Raw genomic sequence first — 20,308 nt, 5'->3', positions numbered from 1 at the left:
AAACCTCATTTCAAAAAATGAGGTTTTCAACAAATCTAAAAATCTAAATCACAAATAAACTATTTCCATCCGCCACCTAAAGCACGGTAAAGGTCAATCATTGAATTTAATTGATCAAACTTTGCGTCAACAAGATTTAACTGAGAGTTCAACACATTTTCTCTAGCTGTTAGAACTTCCAAATAGTTGGCCAAACCATTATTTAAAAGCTCTTCAGAGTAATCTGTCGCTAATTGATAAGCTTCAAACTCTTTGGTTTTTAAATCGATTTTTTGTGTTGCAGAATCATAAGAATATAATGCGTCAGAAACTTCTTTACTTGCATTTAACAAAGACTCTTCGAATCTTAATAAAGCTTGTTCTTGTTGAGACTGAGCAACTTCATATCCAGTTCTGATTTTTCTTTTATTAAAAAGAGGTTGAGCCAATCCGCCAACTAAATTTGCAAAAAGTGAATTAGCATCAAAAAGTTCACTAGCATCTAAACTCTGAAAACCTCCAGATGCTGATAAAGTAATCGAAGGATAAAACTGACTTCTCGCTACGTTTGTCATTTCAAAGGCATTGCGATAAGCATTTTCTGCGACGATAACATCAGGGCGATTGCTCAATAATTGAGCAGGAACACCTGTTTTTAATTCTGTATTGATTTCTTGACGATCCAATGAAGTTCTTGATATTTCATGTGGAGAATCTCCTAATAATATCGAAAGAGTATTTTCTAAAAGTTTACTTTGCTTTTTTAAATCAACAAGAATTGCTTTCGCTGTATAAATCTGAGCTTCTGTTTGTTTTACAGCAACTTCAGTGACATTTCCAGCCTCTTTTAAGGCAGAAGTTGTTTCTAAACTATTAACACGGTTTTCAATTGTCTCTTCTGTAATTTCAATTTGCTCATCGAGCGCAAGTAATTGAAAATATGTGGAAGAAATTGATGCTATCAATCGTGTTTTTACGGCTTTATGAGCAGCAACACTTTGTAGGTAACTTGCACCATAAGCACGTTTTTGACTTCTGATTTTTCCCCAAACATCTGCTTCCCAAGAAAGGTTTGCAGCCAATTGATATTGATCAGACTCACCACCTCCACCAAACAAAACACCTTGTTGGCTATTATCTGACAAGTTGGAGTGTGTCCAAGTCCCTTCAACTCCTAAACTCGGCAAGTAACCAGCCTTTCCTTGTTGAAGATAAGCCATAGCAGCGTTCATTTGCTGAACGGCAACACGGATGTCAATATTGTTTTCTAAACCTCTTTCAATATGATTTTGAAGAACGGGATCTTCAAAAATATCTTTCCAAGAAACATCTGCCATCGTTAAACTATCCGATGGCAAACTATCTGTTCTGTAGCGAGCTTCTTGCTCTACTAAATCAGGTTCTTGATAATCTTTAGCAGCAAAGCAAGAGACCAACAAAAATGGAACTGCTCCTAATATTAAAACTCTAAAAATATGACTCTTTTTCATTATGCTTCTTTTATTTCAGTTGATGATTCATCTGAATTTGGTTTCTTACGTGAAATCTTTTCTTGTAACCATTGGAAGAAAATGTATAACATAGGTGTAATAAATACACCGAGAATTGTTCCTATTAATAATCCGCCAACAGCTCCTGTTCCAATCGATCTGTTACCTTCTGCACCTGTACCTGATGCAAATACCAATGGCATCAAACCAATAATAAATGCTAGTGATGTCATCAAAATTGGTCTTAAACGAACTTTTGCTCCATCTAATGCCGCATCAACAAGCTTCATACCTTCTGCTCGCCTTTGCATAGCAAACTCAACTATCAAAATAGCATTTTTGGCTAATAAACCGAGTAACATAATCAATGCAATTTGGAAATAAATATTTGCCTCTAATCCTAAATAATAGGTAAATATATAAGCTCCCATCACACCTAATGGTAAAGTAAATAAGACAGAGAATGGAATTAAATAACTTTCATATTGCGCTGATAAAATGAAATAAACAAACACTATACTCAATAAGAAAATAAATAGAGATTGTGATCCTGCGGAAACTTCCTCACGAGATAAACCTGAGAAACCAATATCAAAATCATTTGATAATTTTGAGGCCTCTTCTTGAACAACATTAATAGCATTACCCGAAGAGTAACCTGGCGCTGGGGCACCTGTTACCGATGCAGAGTTAAAGAGGTTAAAACGCGTTACTGCTTGCGGACCGTAAACTCTTCTAAGATCAGCAAACTCCGTAATCGGTGCCATCTCACCTGAACCGCTTCTGACATATAACATATTTAAGTCGGTTTCATTAGCTCTATCTTCTGGTTTAGCTTGTATATAAACACGGTATTGTTTACCATATCTAGAAAAGTCAGCTGCATAAATACTACCGATATAACCTTGAAGTGTTCCAAAAATTTGACTGATAGAAACGCCAGCTTCTTTAGCTTTAGGAATGTTAATATCTAACTCATATTGCGGATAATTCATATTAAATGAACTTTGCGCATATTGAATTTCTGGTCTTTGATTTAGTTTTCCTAAAAACTCTTTGGATTGCTGATCTAATTTATCAAAGGAACCTCCTGAACGGTCAAGTAGTTTAAACTCAAAACCAGCTGAGCTACCAAAACCTGGAATACTTGGCGGTGCAAAGAAAACCATTTCAGCTCCTGTGATACTTCCGCCTAATTGGAATAATTGACCCGTGATTGCATCAGAAGATAAATAATCTTCTTCTCTTTCTTCCCATGGATCAAGCTTAACGAAACCAATTGCATAGTTACTCCCTTGTCCACTAATTAAGCTAAAACCATTGACTAATGTAATTCCACTAATACCAGGAATTGATGTCACTTGATCTTCAAACTGTTTTGTAATACCAACCGTTCTATCTAAAGAAGCACCAGCTGGTAACTCAATGTTTGCAAGAATAACACCTCTATCTTCATTTGGAACAAAGCCAGTCGGCGTTTTCTCAAGACCCATGTAGATACCAAAAATTGAAAAAGCAATCACGGCAGGTGTAATCCATTTATGTTTAAATAAGAAAGATAAGCTTTTAACGTAACGCTCTGTTGTCGCTTCAAAAGCTGCATTAAATTTATCGTAGAAATTTTGCAACCAACTTTTACTGTTTTCTTTTTCTTTATTAGTTTTCAAAAATAAAGCACATAAAGCAGGACTTAATGTCAAAGCGTTAACTGCTGAAATTGCAATCGCCACAATTAAAGTAATACCAAATTGCTCATAAAAAACACCTGTTGGACCAGAAATAAATGTCACTGGAATAAAAACAGCACCCATCACAAGTGTAATGGAGATAATTGCGCCAGTAATTTCGTCCATCGCAGTTCGGGTTGCGCTTAATGCTGAATCAGCACCTTCTTCAAGTTTGGCGTGAACTGCTTCCACAACCACAATAGCATCATCCACCACAATACCAATAGCTAAAACGAGAGCAAAAAGAGTTAATAAGTTAATCGAATATCCGAATAAATTCAAAAAGAAGAATGTACCGATAATTGATACTGGAACAGCAATCGCTGGAATTAATGTTGATCTAAAATCTTGTAAGAAAATAAAAACGACAATAAATACCAATAAGAAAGCTTCAATAAGTGTCGTTATCACTTTATCAATTGAAGCTTCTAAAAATTCGTTGGTATCTAAGTTGATGTAAGACTCTACACCCTCAGGGAAATTTACCTCTAATTCATCAATTTTCTTGTGAACGTTTTGAATAATTTCCTGTGCATTTGATCCTGGTGTTTGATAAATTGCCATGTTCATCGCTGGATAGCCGTTTGTTTCAGAAACAACACTATAACCTTCAGCATCTAACTCAATTTCAGCAACATCAGCTAAACGCAAATATTCACCGTTACCTAAAGACTTAATGATGATGTTTTCATACTGATCTTCAGTTTTAAAACGACCTGGATATTTGATCACATACTCAAAAGCTTCTGCATTATTCTGACCTAAAGAACCTGCTGCAGCTTCCAAACTTTGTTCGTTAATTGCTGCTGTAACATCTGCAGGAACTAAGTTATAAGCAGTCATTTTTTCTGGCTGAAGCCAAATACGCATCGAGTAATTTTTAGAACCAAAAACTTGAACATCACCTACACCATCAATCCTTTTGAGTTCTGGAATAACATTAATGTTTAAATAGTTCTGAATATATGTCGAATTATAATCTTCATTTTTAGAAAGTAAAGACATAAACATCAAAGCACTCGTTTGCTGCTTTTGAGTAATCACACCTCCTTGAATAACTTCACGAGGCAATAATGGATTGGCTCTTGCAACACGGTTTTGAACGTTTACCGCAGCGATATCAGCATCGTAACCTTGTTTAAAAAAAACTTGAATTTCGGCACGACCACTATTACTTGCTGTCGATGTAATATAATCCATCCCTTCAACACCATTCACTTGTTCTTCAATAGGAATGATAACACTCTCAAGAACAGTTTCAGCACTTGCACCAGGGTAATTGGCTGTCACTTGCACCGTTGGTGGCGCAATATCAGGATACTGAGACACTGGCAAAGCCGTGATCCCGAGTATACCTAAAATGACTATAATTAAGGAAACGACCGTTGATAAAACAGGTCTTTCTATAAATTTCTTTAACATCTTATATTATTTAAAAACTTTATTAATTGGTTTTACAATGCTGTCAAAATCTTTCAACTGAGGTTTAACAGGCATGTTGTTTCTGATCTGGCCAACACCATCTGCAATAATTTTTTGACCTTTTTCTAAACCTGACTTAACGATAATGAAGTTCTTAACTCGTGCATCAACTTGAAATGATTTTGATACTGCCAGAGAATCATCTTTAATACCATAAACATAAATTAAACCTTGTCTTTCAAAGCTTGCTGATTCAGGGACAACAACTTTATCTTCATAAGTTTCAGGAATCATAATGCGTCCACTATTTCCATTCGCCAATAAACGACCTGGATTAGGGAATTTTGCTCTAAAATTAACTGTTCCAGTTTGTGGATTCACTTGACCTGAAACGGTTTGAATTTCGCCTTCATGTTCGTATACATCACCAGTGGCTAATTCTAATTTAACTGCTTGAAAATTTGCAATTTTTTCTTTCACATCTTTGCCTTCAGCGTGTTGTAAGAAAGTGATATAGTCTTTTTCATTCATTCCGAAAAAAGCATAAACTTCATCAACTTGAGAAACTGTCGTTAATTTAGACTCTGGACTTACCAAAGAACCATTTCTGTATCGAATAGAACCAACGACTCCATCAACTGGGCTCTTAATCGTTGCGTAATCAATGTTTGCAGCAATACTGCTATATGAAGCTTTAGCTTGAGCTAATTTTGCTTTTGCCGTTTCAAGCTGGCTTTTACTAATAATTTCTTTGTCCACAAGAGGTTTTAATTTTTCAACCTCAACACGAGCCGCATTGACATTTGCTTGAGCAGCTTGTGCATCTTGACTTAAGGATTCTGTTTCTAAAGTAAATAAAACATCTCCCTGCTTAACAGATTGACCTTCATCTACAACAACTTTAGTGATGTATCCTGAAACTTTAGGTCGAACTTCACTGTTGACAACACCTTCAATACTGACTGGATAGGTGTTGAAATCCGTCAATGTTTTTGTTGGTAGTTCAATGACGGGTACCTGCATCGGTCCTCTTGCTTGTTGTTGAGGTTGATCATCACCGCAAGAAACAAATAGAGCACATAAAAAAACGAAACTTAAAATATTTTTTTTCATTATTAGTGTTTGTTGTATTTAGGATTTATTTTATTTTACTGATAGACTGCAGAATATCATCTGCATAAGCGATGAAGTTTTTTTGAAATTGAAGATCAAAGTTTTCCTCACCAGATTCGTCCTCAGCCATACATTCTTTTTTGAAAGACAAAACTTCTTGAAAAAGTGATTTTTGTTCTGTCCATTGCTTCTGTAATTCATCTAGAGAGTTAAGCATTAAATCTTTATTGACTATAAAATATCTTTTTCTATCACCAACTAAAGTGAAATATTCTATTTTATTATGTAATTGTAAACTTTCTAGATGTGTAGAAACCGTGCTTTTACCAGCTTTTAAGCGACAGACGAGCTCTTCAAATGTCACTCCCTTTTTCCCTGATAGAATAATCAATGAAAAAATACGAGCAGCAACTGGCGCTAAGTGGTGCTCTTTTTCAAAGAACACACCCAACTTCTCAATCAAAACTGATCTTCTCTCTTCAAGTTGCTGATTCATACCGTTAAATTTAAAACGATGCAAAAATAATATTAGTTCCGAAAAAACCGAACTAACTTAGACTAAAAATATGTTAAAAATATTTAACTCAAGAAATATTCACACTTAACAAAAAACAGAAGTGATCATAATAAATGTTAAAGATGAATTATCTCAACAAAAAAAAGCTGCCAAAATTGACAGCCTTGATAGTTATTTTAGTTGATTGTAATTATTCAGCAAAATCGAAAATAATTTTCGAATCACCAAATATTGTATGTGTTTGTTTTTTGAAATCTTCTTTTTTAGCCTCAAATATGTTATCAACATAAGTTTGTGGATTCATATCTATATATGGAAAAAAGCTGCTTTGTACTTGAACTTGTAGCTTGTGTCCTTTTTTAAATGTATGATTAATATCCTGCAAAGTAATTTTAACTGTTTCCTTTTTATTAGGCTTAAAAGCTTTTGGTCGATCAAATCCATCTCGGTAGCGTCCTCTAAAAACTTCACTTCTCACCATCATGTGATAGTTTGATAACTTCAGATGGTCTTGAACATCTTTAGTGTTTTCAGTATCTGAAGGGAAAACATCTACTATTTTCACAATCCAATCAGCGGCAGTTCCTGTTGTTGCAACTTTTAAATCTGCTAAAACTTCTCCTGAAATGGTAAAATCTTCATCAAAAACTTCTGTTTCAAAAACCAAAACATCAGGTCTTCTTGCTGCAAATCTTTGATCATCAGTCATGAATTTTCTTGGTGTAAACCCGAACTTGATATCTTCAGAATATGGAACAGGTTTTTGAGGATCACTTACAAATTTCACTTCTGACTTCTCATTTTTCTGAGGTGTCAATTTTTGATTAGCACCTAAATAAAAGCTTTTCTTAGAAACATTTTTTGGAGGCCAAGCATCAAAATCATTCCACTTTTTTGTGCCTGTATTAAAAATATGAGCTTCAGCTAAATCAATATTTTCAGAGTTTGACTTTAAGAAATGATTAAAAAATACAGTTTCATAATTGTTCTGATATTCCTCAGAAAGATCATCTCCAAAATGAATATTTCCTATCACTTGTCTTTTAGATTTTCTTGCCCAGTCACCATGACTCCACGGTCCGAAAACTAACATATTAAAGTTGTCGTTATTTTTTTCGATAGCTTTATAAGTGTTAAATGGTCCGTACAAATCTTCAGCATCAAACAAACCGCCAACTGTCATCACAGCAGGTTTGATATCAACTTTTTCCAAATGCTGAATCAAGCCTCTTTTCTGCCAAAACTCATCATAATTAGGGTGTTCTTTAATTTGATTCCAGAAAACATTTTGGCCATCATCATGAACATCGAGTTTAGATAATGGCATGTGTTCCATGAAAAACTGATATTGATCTTGTGTATTGACTTTTGGCAATTTATACCAAGGTTTATCTTTTGGTTCATCTTTCATCGCGCCGAATAAATAAGACGCGCGCCAGTATGAAAGCAAGAAAGCTCCATTGTGATGAAAATCATCAAAATAAAAATCGCCAATTGGCGCTTGTGGAGAAGCTGCTTTTAAGGCTGGATGCTCTGAAAGTAATGCATAACTTGCATAAAACCCTGGATAAGAAATGCCCCAAACACCAACTTTTTTATTCGTATTCTCCACATTGTTGATCAACCATTCGATTGTATCATAAGTGTCGCTAGCTTCATCAATTTCATTCCCTTTTTTGTTTGGAATATAAGCTCGCATATTGTCGTAAACACCTTCGCTCATCCATCGTCCACGCACATCTTGATAAACAATAATGTTTCCTTCTTTCATCAATTGTTCATTGGGACCGATGCGTCTTCTAAAATTGTCCTCACCATATGGTAGCGAACTATAGGGCGTTCGTTGCATAATGATAGGATATTCTTGTGATTTATCTTTTGGAGAATAAATTGTTGTGTGCAATTTTATACCATCTCGCATTTCAATATTAACCTCTTTTTTGTCATAATGCTTTTTGACATCAAAAGTTGTTTGCGCATAAACTTGCACAAAACTAAAAACACATAAAAGGCTAACTAAAATTCTCTTGTTTACATTTCTCATATAATGTTTAAAATGATTTTTCAACCCTGATAATTAATCTTCAGAAGACCAAATGTCATTAGCTGAATTGATATCGACTAATTTCTTCTCAGGATCAATCTCAACTTTAATAATTTCTTGATTTGTTTGGTACTCATGCGTCCAAGAGTTACCACGTTGCCATACTTCAACAGGAAGTGTTTTTATTTCTTGAGAGCCATCAGCAAAACTAACTTTATAACGAACAGGCATTGGGATGTCGCCTTTATTTTCAAAAGTCAATAAGTAATTAGCATTCTTTTTCTCCACTTTGCTAATTGCCAAATCAATATTATTATTGCCATAAAACCAATTTTTCCAAAACCAGTTTAGGTTTTCTCCAGTTACATTTTCCATATGATTGAAAAAGTCTGAAGGTTGTGGATGTTTGTAAGCCCATGTATTGATGTAAGATTTAAAAGCTTCATCAAAGCGTTTTCCCCCTAAAATATACTCTCTTAACATCAACAAGCCTAGAGCTGGTTTATAGTATGCTGTCATTCCTAAGTTTCTTAAATTTGTAACATCAGGATATGTATCAATCCCTTCTCTAAAATCACTTTTAAACCAAGGTACCATTCTTCTTCGGTTATCCAGACCCGCAGGATATTCACCATCATTAAATGCTTTTGTTGAATAATAATTAATGAAGGTATTGAAGCCCTCATCCATCCATGCATAACGGCGCTCATTAGAACCAACAATCATCGGGAACCAATTGTGACCAAATTCATGATCAGTGACGCCCCATAATCGGCCAGATTGACGGTCATAACTACAAAAACTTAATGCCGGATATTCCATTCCGCCGATTTCAGCAGCAACATTAACTGCTACGTCATAAGGGTATTCAAACCATTTTTCTGAGTAATGCTCAACTGATGCTTTTGTGTATTCTGTTGAACGTGACCATGCATTTTGTCCATCACTTTCGATTGGATATACAGATTGCGCTAAGGCTTCTCTGTTATCAGACAAATTCATTTTTGCTGCATCCCAAATAAAAGCCCGTGATGATGCAAATGCAAAATCTCTAGAATTATCAATTTTAAACTTCCATATTAAAGTCCCTGATTGTTTGGCTTTTAAAGATTGATCTAAAATCTCATCAGGTTTAATCAAATAAACGGTCTTATCACTTTTTTGAGCTTTTTTCATTCTTCTTTGAAGCTTCTTAGAAAGCACTTCTTTTGGATTAATTAACCGACCTGAACTCACGATAATTTGATCAAATGGTGCTGTGATATTGACTTCAAAATCACCATAGCCAAAATAAAACTCACCAGCTCCTAGATATGGCTCAGTATTCCAACCCACAACATCATCAAAAACAGCTACCTGTGGAAACCATTGCGCCATGGCGTAAATCCAGCCGTTTTCGGTTTTTAAACGCCCCATTCTGTCCATCCCGTCAACAGGAATAATGTACTCAAAGTCCATATTCACCTCTGCCTTTCCTCCGTTGGCTTTAATAGGTTTGTCAAAGTAAACTTTCATTCGCGTGTCAGTTATCAAATGTTTTGATGAACTTGAGCCTTGTGTTTTTGCAACTAAATTAGAGATTGTCATCCCTTTATCTGTATCACCATTATATCGGTTTCCTCCAATTGGTGTTGTTAAAGTCCCTCGAGAATCTTCAGTAAAACGATTTTGTTCAACATACATCCAAATAAAATCTAAATCATAAGGACTATTGTTGACATACTCCATCGTCAAACTTCCCTTGATCTGATGTGTTTCAGAATCCAAACTTACATCGATTTTATAATCAGAAGAGTTTTGAAAATAATTGGTGCCAGGTTCACCTGAGGCTGCTCTAAAGGTATTCCCTTGTCTATACATAAAATCATTAAACTCATCTTGATTTGATTCAAGTTGGGCATGAGCGTTTAAACTTAACACTGCCATAAGCAATGCTAAAAAATTATATTTCATCATTTTAAAGAATTTTTTGCTAAAAATAGAAAGTGTTTTCACAAAACAAAAATTAATTATAGGAATCCTCCTCAATTTCTAGATAATTACGCTTTACAAAGTCTAAAGCTGTTTTAAGAATATGCCCCATAGTTTTGGCACGCTTAAACTTGATATCTCTCGTATAATCAACGAGTTCACTTCTTAACTGAAGTACATTTTCCCTTGAAGAAATCTTGTCTTTAATCATGCATCTTATCAACATCCTAAATCTTTTCTGTGAAGTGATTAATCGTTTTGCAACCTGTGATCTTTCTTCTAAAACATATTGTTGTATTGAGGCTTCTTCAAGATGCCTTTCAACGAGTTTGACCATCTTATAATTTTCTTTGAAAAACTGAGGCTTGTAAACCTTCAGATTACCCTCATAACTTTGTTGATCAAAATCAATCGCTCGAATTTTATAATCAACATGATCAAAGTCGTGTGTCGGAATCACCACATAATTATAAGATCGCATATCACCGAGCAATCTTAGCGTACATCGTTCATTAAATTTCACAAACTGTTTTGCTATTTCTGCTTTGGCGTGATAATCACATTCTGGCAGTTCATCTTTTATAAAAACATCACCAGGAATTCCTGCAATATGTTCTTCGATTAAGGAATCTTTATAAACCAAAAAATTGATTCTGTGCGGCGATAAAATATGTTCAAACTCAAGACCATAAATGCGTGAAGCATCTGCTTTTTTAATATAGAAATAAGTAAAGTTATCATTTAAAACATTTCTGACCTTAATGCGAAATGGTTTTGAATTTCCAAAAGTGCAATAATCAATCGCATCAACATTAAGATAATCCAATTGCGCGCTTTTACCATCAGAATGTAAGATTAAATAAACTTTCTTCAAGCTTCTGTCAATTTCCTCACGCTCGTAATCTGGGTAATAGCAACGCACCCAAAGTGTATCATCATCATTTTTATCATAGACAACAATAGAACCTGAAAAACGAAGTAAATCTTCGTAAGAAACAGGTATTTTTGTTTTTCGACTAAAGTCCGAAAGATATTTATTTAAGGTATCATTGATAGGAAAGCTAGGCTTTTTCTTTGACATCAATTTTTTTTCCATTGCTGCTTTTTATGAATTTGAATAATCATCTGCGATAAATGTAACAATATATGAATTAATCCGTCACATAAAAAAAACATCTTATTTTGAATAAAATTTTAGAATTAAACCATCTCACCAAGAAATTCGGGAATTTAACAGCAGTTAATGATTTGAGCTTCACAATTGAGAAGGGAAATGTTTATGGTATTCTTGGTCCAAATGGCAGTGGAAAATCTACAACTTTGGGTATTGTACTTAATGTTGTCAATAAAACGTCAGGTGAATTTAAGTGGTTTGGAAACAGAGAAAACACGCACGAAGCTCTAAAAAAAGTCGGTGCGATAATCGAAAGTCCTAATTTCTATCCAAACATGTCGGCCGAAGACAACCTGAAACTGGTCTGTAAAATAAAAGATGTTCCTTATTCTAAAATTGAAGAAAAACTTAAAATAGTTGATCTAGCCGATCGTCAAAAAAGTAAATTTAAAAGTTTTTCATTAGGAATGAAACAAAGATTAGCTATTGCCTCTGCTCTTTTGAATGATCCTGAAATTTTAATTTTAGACGAACCAACCAATGGTTTAGATCCGCAGGGCATTCATCAAATCAGGCAAATAATCAAAAATATCGCTGCCGAAGGGATGACGATTTTATTAGCCTCACATCTTTTAGATGAAGTTGAAAAAGTCTGTTCGCATGTCGTCATTATACGTCATGGTAAAATGCTTTATGCAGGCAGTGTTGACCAAATGAATGCAACACATGGTTTCTTTGAAGTGGCAGCCAATGACAGCAAAAAGCTAGAAGAATTCCTGAATGTACAAACATATATTGAGCATTTTAAAATTGATGATAACGGCACTTATAAAGCTTTTTTAAATAAAGATTTTATGGCTGATGAATTCAATAAAATTGCTGCAGAAAGTGATATCTATTTTAGTCACCTCATCAAAAGAAAAGAAACATTAGAAGAACAATTCCTTGAACTTACAAAATCCTAATCATGAAAAGATTATTCTTAATAGAGTTTCATAAACTCAAAAATAGCCGTTCTGCAAAGACATTAAGCATCATTTATTTTGCTCTCTTTTTTGGGATTACACTTTTTAGTTCAATTCGTTTTAATTTTGGTTCAATAGACTTTCAGTTAGCTGAACAAGGCATTTTCAACTTTCCTTATATCTGGCATTTCAACACTTACATACTAGCTTTACTCAAAATTTTCTTAGCTATTGTTATCGTTTCCATGATGTCTAGCGAATATACCAATCGTACTTTAAAACAAAACTTAATTGATGGGTTGAGTAAAAAAGAGTTTATTTTATCTAAATTTTTAAACGTTGTCTTTTTTGCTTTTGCTTCAACTGTATTGGTTTTTATTGTGAGTTTAATTCTTGGTTATTCTTTCTCTGACTTTAATGAATTAAGTATTGTTTTTTCTGACTTAGAATATCTCCTAGCATATTTTGTCAAACTTTTAGGCTTCTTTTCTTTATGCATGTTTCTGGGTATTCTCGTCAAAAGATCAGCTTTTGCATTAGGTTTTTTATTTCTAATCTGGGTTTTTGAAGTCATTGTGACACTGATTGTCAAATTTAAAGCTGAAGGTTTAGATTTTATTTTAAAATTTCTTCCGCTAGAGTCAATGTCAAATTTAATCATCGAGCCTATAACTAGAATGGAAAATATAAAAATGGGGGCCCAGTCTATAGATCCAACTTTCATTAAGTCTTATGATGTGAGTTTTGTTAGCATCATGATTGTTCTGGTATGGACATTTATTTTTATTTACGGCTCATTTGCTATTCTTAAGAAACGTGATCTCTAACAAATATTTTATCTTTGACAACAAAGAAAAATACATTTGAAATATTATCAACTTTTATTATTTCTATTTATTACATGCGCTTCATATAGTCAAAATGAGGCGCATAATTGGTATTTTGGAAATAGAGCAGGCTTAAGTTTTGAAACAAACCCACCAACAGCCTTAGATGATGGCGTCTTATCAACCAATGAAGGTTGTTCTTCAATTTCAACTTCAGCAGGACAATTACTTTTTTATACAGATGGCAGAACAGTTTGGAACAAACTCCACCAACCCATGTCTAACGCCAACTACGCGCCATCAACTAATTACGATGGTTTACACGGCGATCCCTCAAGTACATCAAGTGGGTTAATTGTACCGCATCCAACTGAAAGTCATTTATATTATGTTTTCACTTTAGATGAACCTCATCACGATAATGCTAACGCGTATCCTAATCAAGGACCAGCTGATGAAAGTGGAAATCCGACTAGCACCTATTCAGATGTGCCTGGTCATCAAGTCCCACAAGATGATGATGGATACAATAATGGCTTAAATTATTCTTTGGTTGACATGACTTTAGATAGCGGTCTAGGCGATGTCGTTGATACTCAAAAAAATATTCATTTGATCACTTATGATGTTAATGACCCTGAAGAGGTAAAATATAAAGCATCAGAAAAAATTACTGCTGTGAGAAGTTCTGATTGTAGTTCTATTTGGTTGATTACACATTTCGTTGATCGCTTTTATGCTTTTAAAATTGATGAAAATGGTGTTGATACAAATCCTGTTATCAGTCAAGCAGGTCCAGCTGTGACGACTGATAATTACAGACGAGCAGCTTTAGGTTATATGAAGGCATCACCAAATGGTCAAAAAATTATTGTTGCTAACAACGCGATGACTTACAGCCAAGATCAACTCGGAAATGATGGTGGTGATGGCAATGTCTATTTATTTGATTTTGACAACACAACAGGCCAGGTCACGAATCCACTCCTTTTAATTGACAATGTTAATGCTTACGGTACAGCCTTCTCATCTTCTTCAAACAAAGCATATGCGGCGGTTAATAATATGAGTATTTTTCAAATGGGATTTGGAAGCAAACACCATTGAAGACTCTGCAACAATGATATCAAATGACAACAATCAAAAAGGTGCACTTCAATTAGGCCCAGATGGAAGAATTTATGTTGCTTTAATTAACGATAGTACTTTAGGAGTTATCAAAAATCCAGAAGAAAGCGGACTTGATGCAAACTACACCTCATCACAGTTAGAAGGCGCAATAAACTTAGGGAATAATAACAGCTTATTTGGATTGCCTCCATTTATCCAATCTTTGTTTTTAGATAAAATTGATATCGTGAATCTAGATGATTTTTATACTAATGAACTTAACCTTTGTTACGATGAAAGTTTCACATTATCATATGACAATATCACTGGCGCCGATTACACTTGGTCTAAAGATGATGAAGTTTTGAATAACGAAACAAGTGAAAACTTAGAAGTCAATGCACCTGAAAATGTGAGTTTTCCTTACACAGCTTTTTATAAACTAGAAATCAATAAAAATGATGGTAGCTGCCCTTTGGTTGGAACTGCCAAAATTACTTTTACTGCTCCACCCGAGTTTAATGAAGCTGAAATTTATGAATGTGATCCTGTTGATAGTAATTTAGTTTTTTATAATCTTAATGAAGCCAACAATCAAATAACAGAAAATTTAGATTTAACTGATATCTCACTTGATTATAAATATTACTTGAATGACAATGACGCTTTTAACGATGAAAATGAAATCACTGATTTCACAAACTATCAAAGCCTTGAAAACAATCAAGTTGTTGTTGCAAAGATTTTGAGTAATAATGTTTGTACATCTTATGCCAATATTACTTTAAAACGATCAGAAAGCCCTCAGTTAGCTGATGATTTGGAAGTGATTTATTGTAAAAATTCTTATCCAGAAACAATCAGTTTAACATCTGGAATTCAAGATAATGAGATCAATAATTTCTCATACGAATGGTCAACTGGTGAAAATTCAGAAAGTATAGAAATTAATACCAACGGGAGTTACTCAGTTATTATCACTGATAATATTACTGGATGTAGTGCCATTAGAAATTATGAAGTTTCTTATTCAAGCACTCCTGAATATTCAATACAGATTAAAGAAGCACAAGTTTCGAGTAACCAAATCATTATCATATTATCAGATAATAATTTTGGTGAATACGAATATGCGATTGGCACGCCAGATAACTTTCAAGACAGTCCAATTTTTGAAAATTTAAGAGCTGGAATTTATGATATTTTTATTCGTGATAAAAGTGGCTGCGGAATTGTTTCTGACCGGGTTGGCTTACTCGGTATTCCTCAGTTCTTCACACCTAATGAAGATAACTATAACGACTTCTGGAGACTAAATGGCGTTATCGCTACCGATCATCGCATTGCTGAAATCTATATTTTTGACAGATACGGAAAACATCTTTTTAGCTTTGAACCAGGCGAACAAGGTTGGGACGGCACCTATAATGGAGAAGATATGCCTTCAAACGATTATTGGTATAGAATTGAAATGATCGATGGAGAATTGTTCCGTGGTCATTTTACTTTAAAACGTTAGTTTAAATTCTGAAAACTTGATTTAAATCATAGTTATATAACTGATAATTTCTCTATTTTTGCAGCCCTTTTAAAATTTATGACCTTGAAGTATTTTTTAGCTTTACTCTTATTGTTCAGCATACAATCTAATGCGCAATATATTTCTAGCTTTCCTAATAATTACACTGACAATGAGCTTGTCGAAGATATCCTATTTGGAACAACAGGTTGTGTTGAAGACATCGAAGTCACTAACACAATTTCAGGTGTCTTTAATGAAAACACTAAAAGTTACGGATATTTTGAACAAAATGGTTCTGACTTCCCTTTTGAAAGTGGAATCGTGATGAGTACAGGAAAACTCTACAATGTTAATGGTCCAAATGATAACTTAAGTGATGATGATGGTATTAATTGGGGTGGAGATCAAGATCTCGAAAATGCTGTTGGTTTGAATGCTGGTGAAACGACTAATGCAACTATCCTACAATTTGAATTCACGCCAAAAGCTGAAAACTTGAGCTTTAGATATATTTTTGCTTCAGAGGAATATCAAGAATTTGACAGAAATACTTGTCGTTATTCAGATGCTTTTGCTTTTTTAATCAGAAAAGTTGGCACGCAAAATTACGAGAACATTGCTGTTATTCCAGAGACAACAATACCGGTTTCGGTAACAACCGTTCATCCTGCAATTGATGTTCAAAATGGTTGCCCAGCTGAAAACGAGGAATATTTTGGCCAATTTAATGGCTATTATTCTGCAACAAACTTTAATGGACAAACTGCCGTCTTGACAGCGAAAACCGAAGTTGAGGCTAATCAAGCTTATGAAATTAAGTTAGTCATCGCTGATGATACAAATTACCGTTACGACTCTGCTGTTTTTCTTGAAGCAGAAAGTTTTAATATCGGAGCAAATTTAGGTAACGATCTCACTGGAAACAATGCCTTGTGTAAAGATGAAGTTTACTCTCTCAATCTATTAGACACTCCAAATAATACGACAATTAGGTGGTATTATGAAGGCAGTTTAATTTCAAATGAAAACGCCTCAGAATTAGAAATTTCTGAAGCAGATTTTGGTGCTGGAAATTACCAAGTTGAAGTTGAAATCTCTGGTGGTTGCACAGCTACAGATGAAATTGAAGTTGAGTTTTATGAACCGAGTTTTGCTGATTTTGAATTAACCCAATGTGAAGCCGATCAAGGTGACACTGTTTTTGATTTAAATTTAATTTCAGGTGAAATTGAAAGTTTAGACTTAAATATCATCAATTTTTTTGAAGATGAAGCAGATGCTGAAAATAACGTCAATCCTATTTCTGGAGAAAATGTCAGCTCTTTTTCAGCTCAAAATAATACGAGAGTTTATATTCTTGTCGAAACAGTTCAGGGTTGCGAAACAGTTATTAATCTTGATTTACTCACAACTTTAACAGAATATAATCCTCTTGAGTCTCTTAATTGTACAGATGAAAATAACAATGTCGTATTCAACATTCTAGATTTAGAAAATTTTATAACGCAAGAAAACAATCTTGATTTTGAGGATCAGATTACTTTTTTCAACTCTCATGACGATGCTGCTAACAACATTAATAGTGTTGATGCTGAAGAAATTAGTTACCCATTAAACACATTACCCCAAGAAGTTTTTTATCGTGTTGATGATATGGTTAATTGTACTTCTGTTTCCAAAATAACTCTAAATGACATTGAGTCGCCTATTTTAGATACTGAGGAACAAGACCTTTCTCTATGCTTAAATAATGAAGATTCCATTGAACTTATCCCAAATATCAACAACCCAAACAGCAACTTCGTTTACGAATGGGATACTGGCGAAACGACTCCAACAATAGAAGTTTCAGAAGCTGGTACTTATATTGTTGATATTTTCAGTTCTGATGCATCTGAATCTTGTATGACAACATAAATATTCAATGTCAGTGTTTCAGAAAAAGCTGAAATAGATTATGAACTTCGTGGAGCTCCAGGCAATTTTAGTATAGAAATCATAGCTTCAGGAATCGGAGATTATGTGTATGCTTTAAATGATGGTGATTTTCAAGAATCACCAATTTTTAATGTCAGAGAAACAGACAACACTATTTATGTCAAAGATTTAAATGGCTGTGGTACCGTCTCTTTAGGTTTTAAAACAATCTTATTTCCAGACTTTTTTACACCCAATAATGACGGCTATAATGACATATGGTCACCAAAAGGAACTGCTCAACAAATTGATGCAATTGAGAGCATTCATATTTATGATCGCTATGGTAAAATATTATACGTGATCAATGAAGACAGAAGCTCATGGAATGGAGACAGGAATGGTCATCCAATGCCAAGTAATGATTATTGGTACCGTGTAGAGTTTAAAGATGGATCAGTTTACTCAGATCATTTTACGCTCAAGAGATAATCTTTCTCCACAAACTCCAAAGCTGTCTTAAATAGTTTTGGTTTATGAAGTAGACAAAGTATTTTTGTTAAAACAGTAAAAATGAATTTCCAAATTGCTTCTGATTATCAACCCACTGGCGATCAGCCACAGGCGATTGATAAGTTAATGAAAGGCATCAATTCAAATGAACGCTATCAAACATTACTTGGCGTCACAGGCTCTGGTAAAACCTTTACCATGGCGAACCTTGTTGAAAAAGTCCAAAAACCAACTTTGGTTTTAGCACATAATAAAACACTTGCAGCGCAACTCTACGCTGAGTTCAAGTCTTTTTTTCCAGAGAATGCAATTGAGTATTTCGTTTCTTATTATGATTATTACCAACCTGAAGCTTACATTCCAACCACAGGAACCTATATCGAAAAAGATTTATCTATTAATGATGAAATTGAAAAGCTACGTTTAAGTACAACCTCTTCCCTTCTTTCTGGCCGTCGCGATGTTTTAGTTGTTGCATCAGTCAGTTGTTTATATGGTATCGGTAACCCTAGTGAATTTCAGAAAAACGTTATTAACATTGAAATTGACCAAGAAATATCCAGAACAAAGTTACTTCAACGCTTAGTACAAAGTTTATACTCTCGAACAGAAGCTGAATTTCAACATGGTAATTTTAGAATAAAAGGTGACACGCTTGATGTTTTTCCTGGTTATGCTGATCATGCCTATCGCATTCATTTTTTCGGAGATGAAATAGAAGAAATAGAAGCTTTTGATCCTCTTAATAACGAGGTGATGGCAAATTATGACAAACTGAATATTTATCCTGCCAACATTTTTGTGACTTCACCTGAAGTTGTCAATAAAGCGATTGATCAAATCGCAATTGATTTAGGGAAACAGATTAAATATTTTGAAGACATTGGAAAACCCATAGAAGCTAAACGTATTGAGGAACGTACAAATTTTGATTTAGAAATGATCAAAGAGCTTGGTTATTGCTCCGGTATCGAAAACTATTCGCGATATCTTGATGGCAGAAAACCTGGTACGCGTCCTTTCTGTTTATTAGATTATTTTCCAGATGATTATTTAATGTTGGTTGATGAAAGTCACGTCACAATTCCGCAGGTCGGTGCGATGTACGGTGGTGATAGATCAAGAAAAGAAAACCTCGTTGAATACGGATTCCGTTTACCTGCCGCCATTGATAACAGACCCCTTAAACTTGAAGAGTTTGAAGCTTTACAAAATCAAGTCGTTTATGTGAGTGCAACACCTGCAGATTATGAATTGCGAAACTCTGAAGGCATTTATGTAGAACAAGTAATTCGACCAACAGGACTTTTAGACCCGATAATTGAAGTCAGAACAAGTCAAAATCAAATTGATGATTTGATAGAAGAAATCGACAAACGCATTGAAAAAGATCAGCGTGTTCTTGTCACAACATTGACTAAAAGAATGGCTGAAGAACTTTCAAAATACTTAACGCGTGTGAATATCAAAACAAGATACATCCACAGTGATATCGATACTTTAGAAAGGGTTGAAATCATGACAGATTTGCGTAAAGGTGTTTTTGATGTTCTCGTCGGTGTCAACCTTTTAAGAGAAGGCTTAGATTTACCTGAAGTTTCTTTAGTTGCTATTTTAGATGCTGATAAAGAAGGTTTTTTAAGAAGTCACAGAACATTAACACAAACCATTGGTCGTGCGGCTCGACATCTAGAAGGACGTGCCATTTTGTATGCTGATAGAGTAACTGATAGCATGCAAAAAACAATTGATGAAACTGAGTACAGACGTACAAAACAAATCAAATACAATACTGAGCATAATATTACACCAAAAGCTTTAAAGAAAGCTATTGATGATACTTTTGGCGGTGCTAAAAAGAATGAATATCAAATTATTGATCAGCCAACTTTGGCAGCTGCAGAGGAAGCAGCTGAACTCTACTCTGAGAAAGATTTAAAAAGTGAAATCAAGAAAGCAAGAGGTAAAATGGAACTCGCTGCAAAAGATCTTGACTTTATGGAAGCTGCAAGATATCGCGATGAATTGAAAATGCTTCAAGAAAAGCTCAATGAGAAAAAGATATAAAAAACCTCAT

Annotated in this window: 14 protein-coding genes; 7 read left to right on the top strand and 7 right to left on the bottom strand. The window is 34.4% G+C overall.

Annotation, left to right across the window (positions count from 1 at the left end; translation table 11 throughout):
• Nucleotides 1-59 precede the first annotated feature (59 nt).
• From CAP47_RS02955 to CAP47_RS02925, 7 genes are all read right to left on the bottom strand, one after another.
• Nucleotides 60-1,469 carry an efflux transporter outer membrane subunit gene (locus CAP47_RS02955; RefSeq protein ID WP_100775321.1) on the bottom strand — a complete coding sequence of 470 codons (1,410 nt, stop codon included), beginning with the start codon at nucleotides 1,467-1,469 and terminating at the stop codon, nucleotides 60-62.
• Nucleotides 1,469-4,618 (bottom strand): efflux RND transporter permease subunit, encoded by a 3,150-nt coding sequence (locus tag CAP47_RS02950; protein WP_100775320.1) that lies wholly within the window; start codon nucleotides 4,616-4,618, stop codon nucleotides 1,469-1,471. Before CAP47_RS02950 ends, CAP47_RS02955 begins: the two co-directional genes overlap by 1 nt.
• 6 nt (nucleotides 4,619-4,624) lie before the next feature.
• On the bottom strand, nucleotides 4,625-5,731 hold the full coding sequence (locus CAP47_RS02945) for an efflux RND transporter periplasmic adaptor subunit (RefSeq protein WP_100775319.1): 1,107 nt from the start codon (nucleotides 5,729-5,731) through the stop codon (nucleotides 4,625-4,627).
• Nucleotides 5,732-5,756: 25 nt separating this feature from the next.
• Complete coding sequence (locus CAP47_RS02940; protein WP_100775318.1) at nucleotides 5,757-6,227, bottom strand: GbsR/MarR family transcriptional regulator; 471 nt, start codon at nucleotides 6,225-6,227, stop codon at nucleotides 5,757-5,759.
• 211 nt (nucleotides 6,228-6,438) lie between these two features.
• Nucleotides 6,439-8,292 (bottom strand): CocE/NonD family hydrolase, encoded by a 1,854-nt coding sequence (locus CAP47_RS02935; protein WP_100775317.1) that lies wholly within the window; start codon nucleotides 8,290-8,292, stop codon nucleotides 6,439-6,441.
• Nucleotides 8,293-8,325: 33 nt separating this feature from the next.
• Nucleotides 8,326-10,245 carry a M1 family metallopeptidase gene (locus CAP47_RS02930; protein ID WP_202820545.1) on the bottom strand — a complete coding sequence of 640 codons (1,920 nt, stop codon included), beginning with the start codon at nucleotides 10,243-10,245 and terminating at the stop codon, nucleotides 8,326-8,328.
• Between the two features lie 52 nt (nucleotides 10,246-10,297).
• Entirely contained in the window at nucleotides 10,298-11,359 is a 1,062-nt protein-coding gene (locus tag CAP47_RS02925) for a hypothetical protein (RefSeq protein WP_100775315.1), read from the bottom strand.
• Between the two features lie 86 nt (nucleotides 11,360-11,445).
• On the opposite strand from CAP47_RS02925, the gene CAP47_RS02920 reads away from it, so the two are divergent.
• From CAP47_RS02920 to uvrB, 7 genes are all read left to right on the top strand, one after another.
• The gene (locus CAP47_RS02920; protein ID WP_100775314.1) at nucleotides 11,446-12,342 is read left to right on the top strand and encodes an ABC transporter ATP-binding protein; all 897 of its coding nucleotides are present in this window, start codon (nucleotides 11,446-11,448) and stop codon (nucleotides 12,340-12,342) included.
• A gap of 2 nt (nucleotides 12,343-12,344) precedes the next feature.
• Nucleotides 12,345-13,169 carry an ABC transporter permease gene (locus tag CAP47_RS02915; RefSeq protein ID WP_100775313.1) on the top strand — a complete coding sequence of 275 codons (825 nt, stop codon included), beginning with the start codon at nucleotides 12,345-12,347 and terminating at the stop codon, nucleotides 13,167-13,169.
• 36 nt (nucleotides 13,170-13,205) lie between these two features.
• Complete coding sequence (locus tag CAP47_RS02910; protein WP_100775312.1) at nucleotides 13,206-14,276, top strand: hypothetical protein; 1,071 nt, start codon at nucleotides 13,206-13,208, stop codon at nucleotides 14,274-14,276.
• A complete protein-coding gene (locus CAP47_RS02905) occupies nucleotides 14,257-15,798 on the top strand; it encodes a T9SS type B sorting domain-containing protein (RefSeq protein ID WP_100775311.1) in 1,542 nt (513 codons plus the stop codon). The genes CAP47_RS02910 and CAP47_RS02905 overlap by 20 nt, the downstream gene beginning before the upstream one ends.
• 84 nt (nucleotides 15,799-15,882) lie before the next feature.
• Complete coding sequence (locus CAP47_RS02900) at nucleotides 15,883-17,718, top strand: choice-of-anchor L domain-containing protein (RefSeq protein WP_153043478.1); 1,836 nt, start codon at nucleotides 15,883-15,885, stop codon at nucleotides 17,716-17,718.
• Between the two features lie 105 nt (nucleotides 17,719-17,823).
• On the top strand, nucleotides 17,824-18,210 hold the full coding sequence (locus CAP47_RS02895; protein WP_192869932.1) for a T9SS type B sorting domain-containing protein: 387 nt from the start codon (nucleotides 17,824-17,826) through the stop codon (nucleotides 18,208-18,210).
• Nucleotides 18,211-18,291: 81 nt separating this feature from the next.
• Nucleotides 18,292-20,298, top strand: a complete 2,007-nt coding sequence (gene uvrB, locus CAP47_RS02890) for an excinuclease ABC subunit UvrB (protein ID WP_100775308.1) — start codon at nucleotides 18,292-18,294, stop codon at nucleotides 20,296-20,298.
• Nucleotides 20,299-20,308 lie beyond the last annotated feature (10 nt).

Origin of the sequence: Psychroflexus sp. S27 (assembly GCF_002810405.1) — a bacterium.
In the GTDB taxonomy this organism is placed as follows: Bacteria; Bacteroidota; Bacteroidia; order Flavobacteriales; family Flavobacteriaceae; genus Psychroflexus; species Psychroflexus halocasei_A.
The sequence above is the reverse complement of the archived record's forward strand: the minus strand, read 5'-3'. Positions and strand labels throughout refer to the sequence as shown.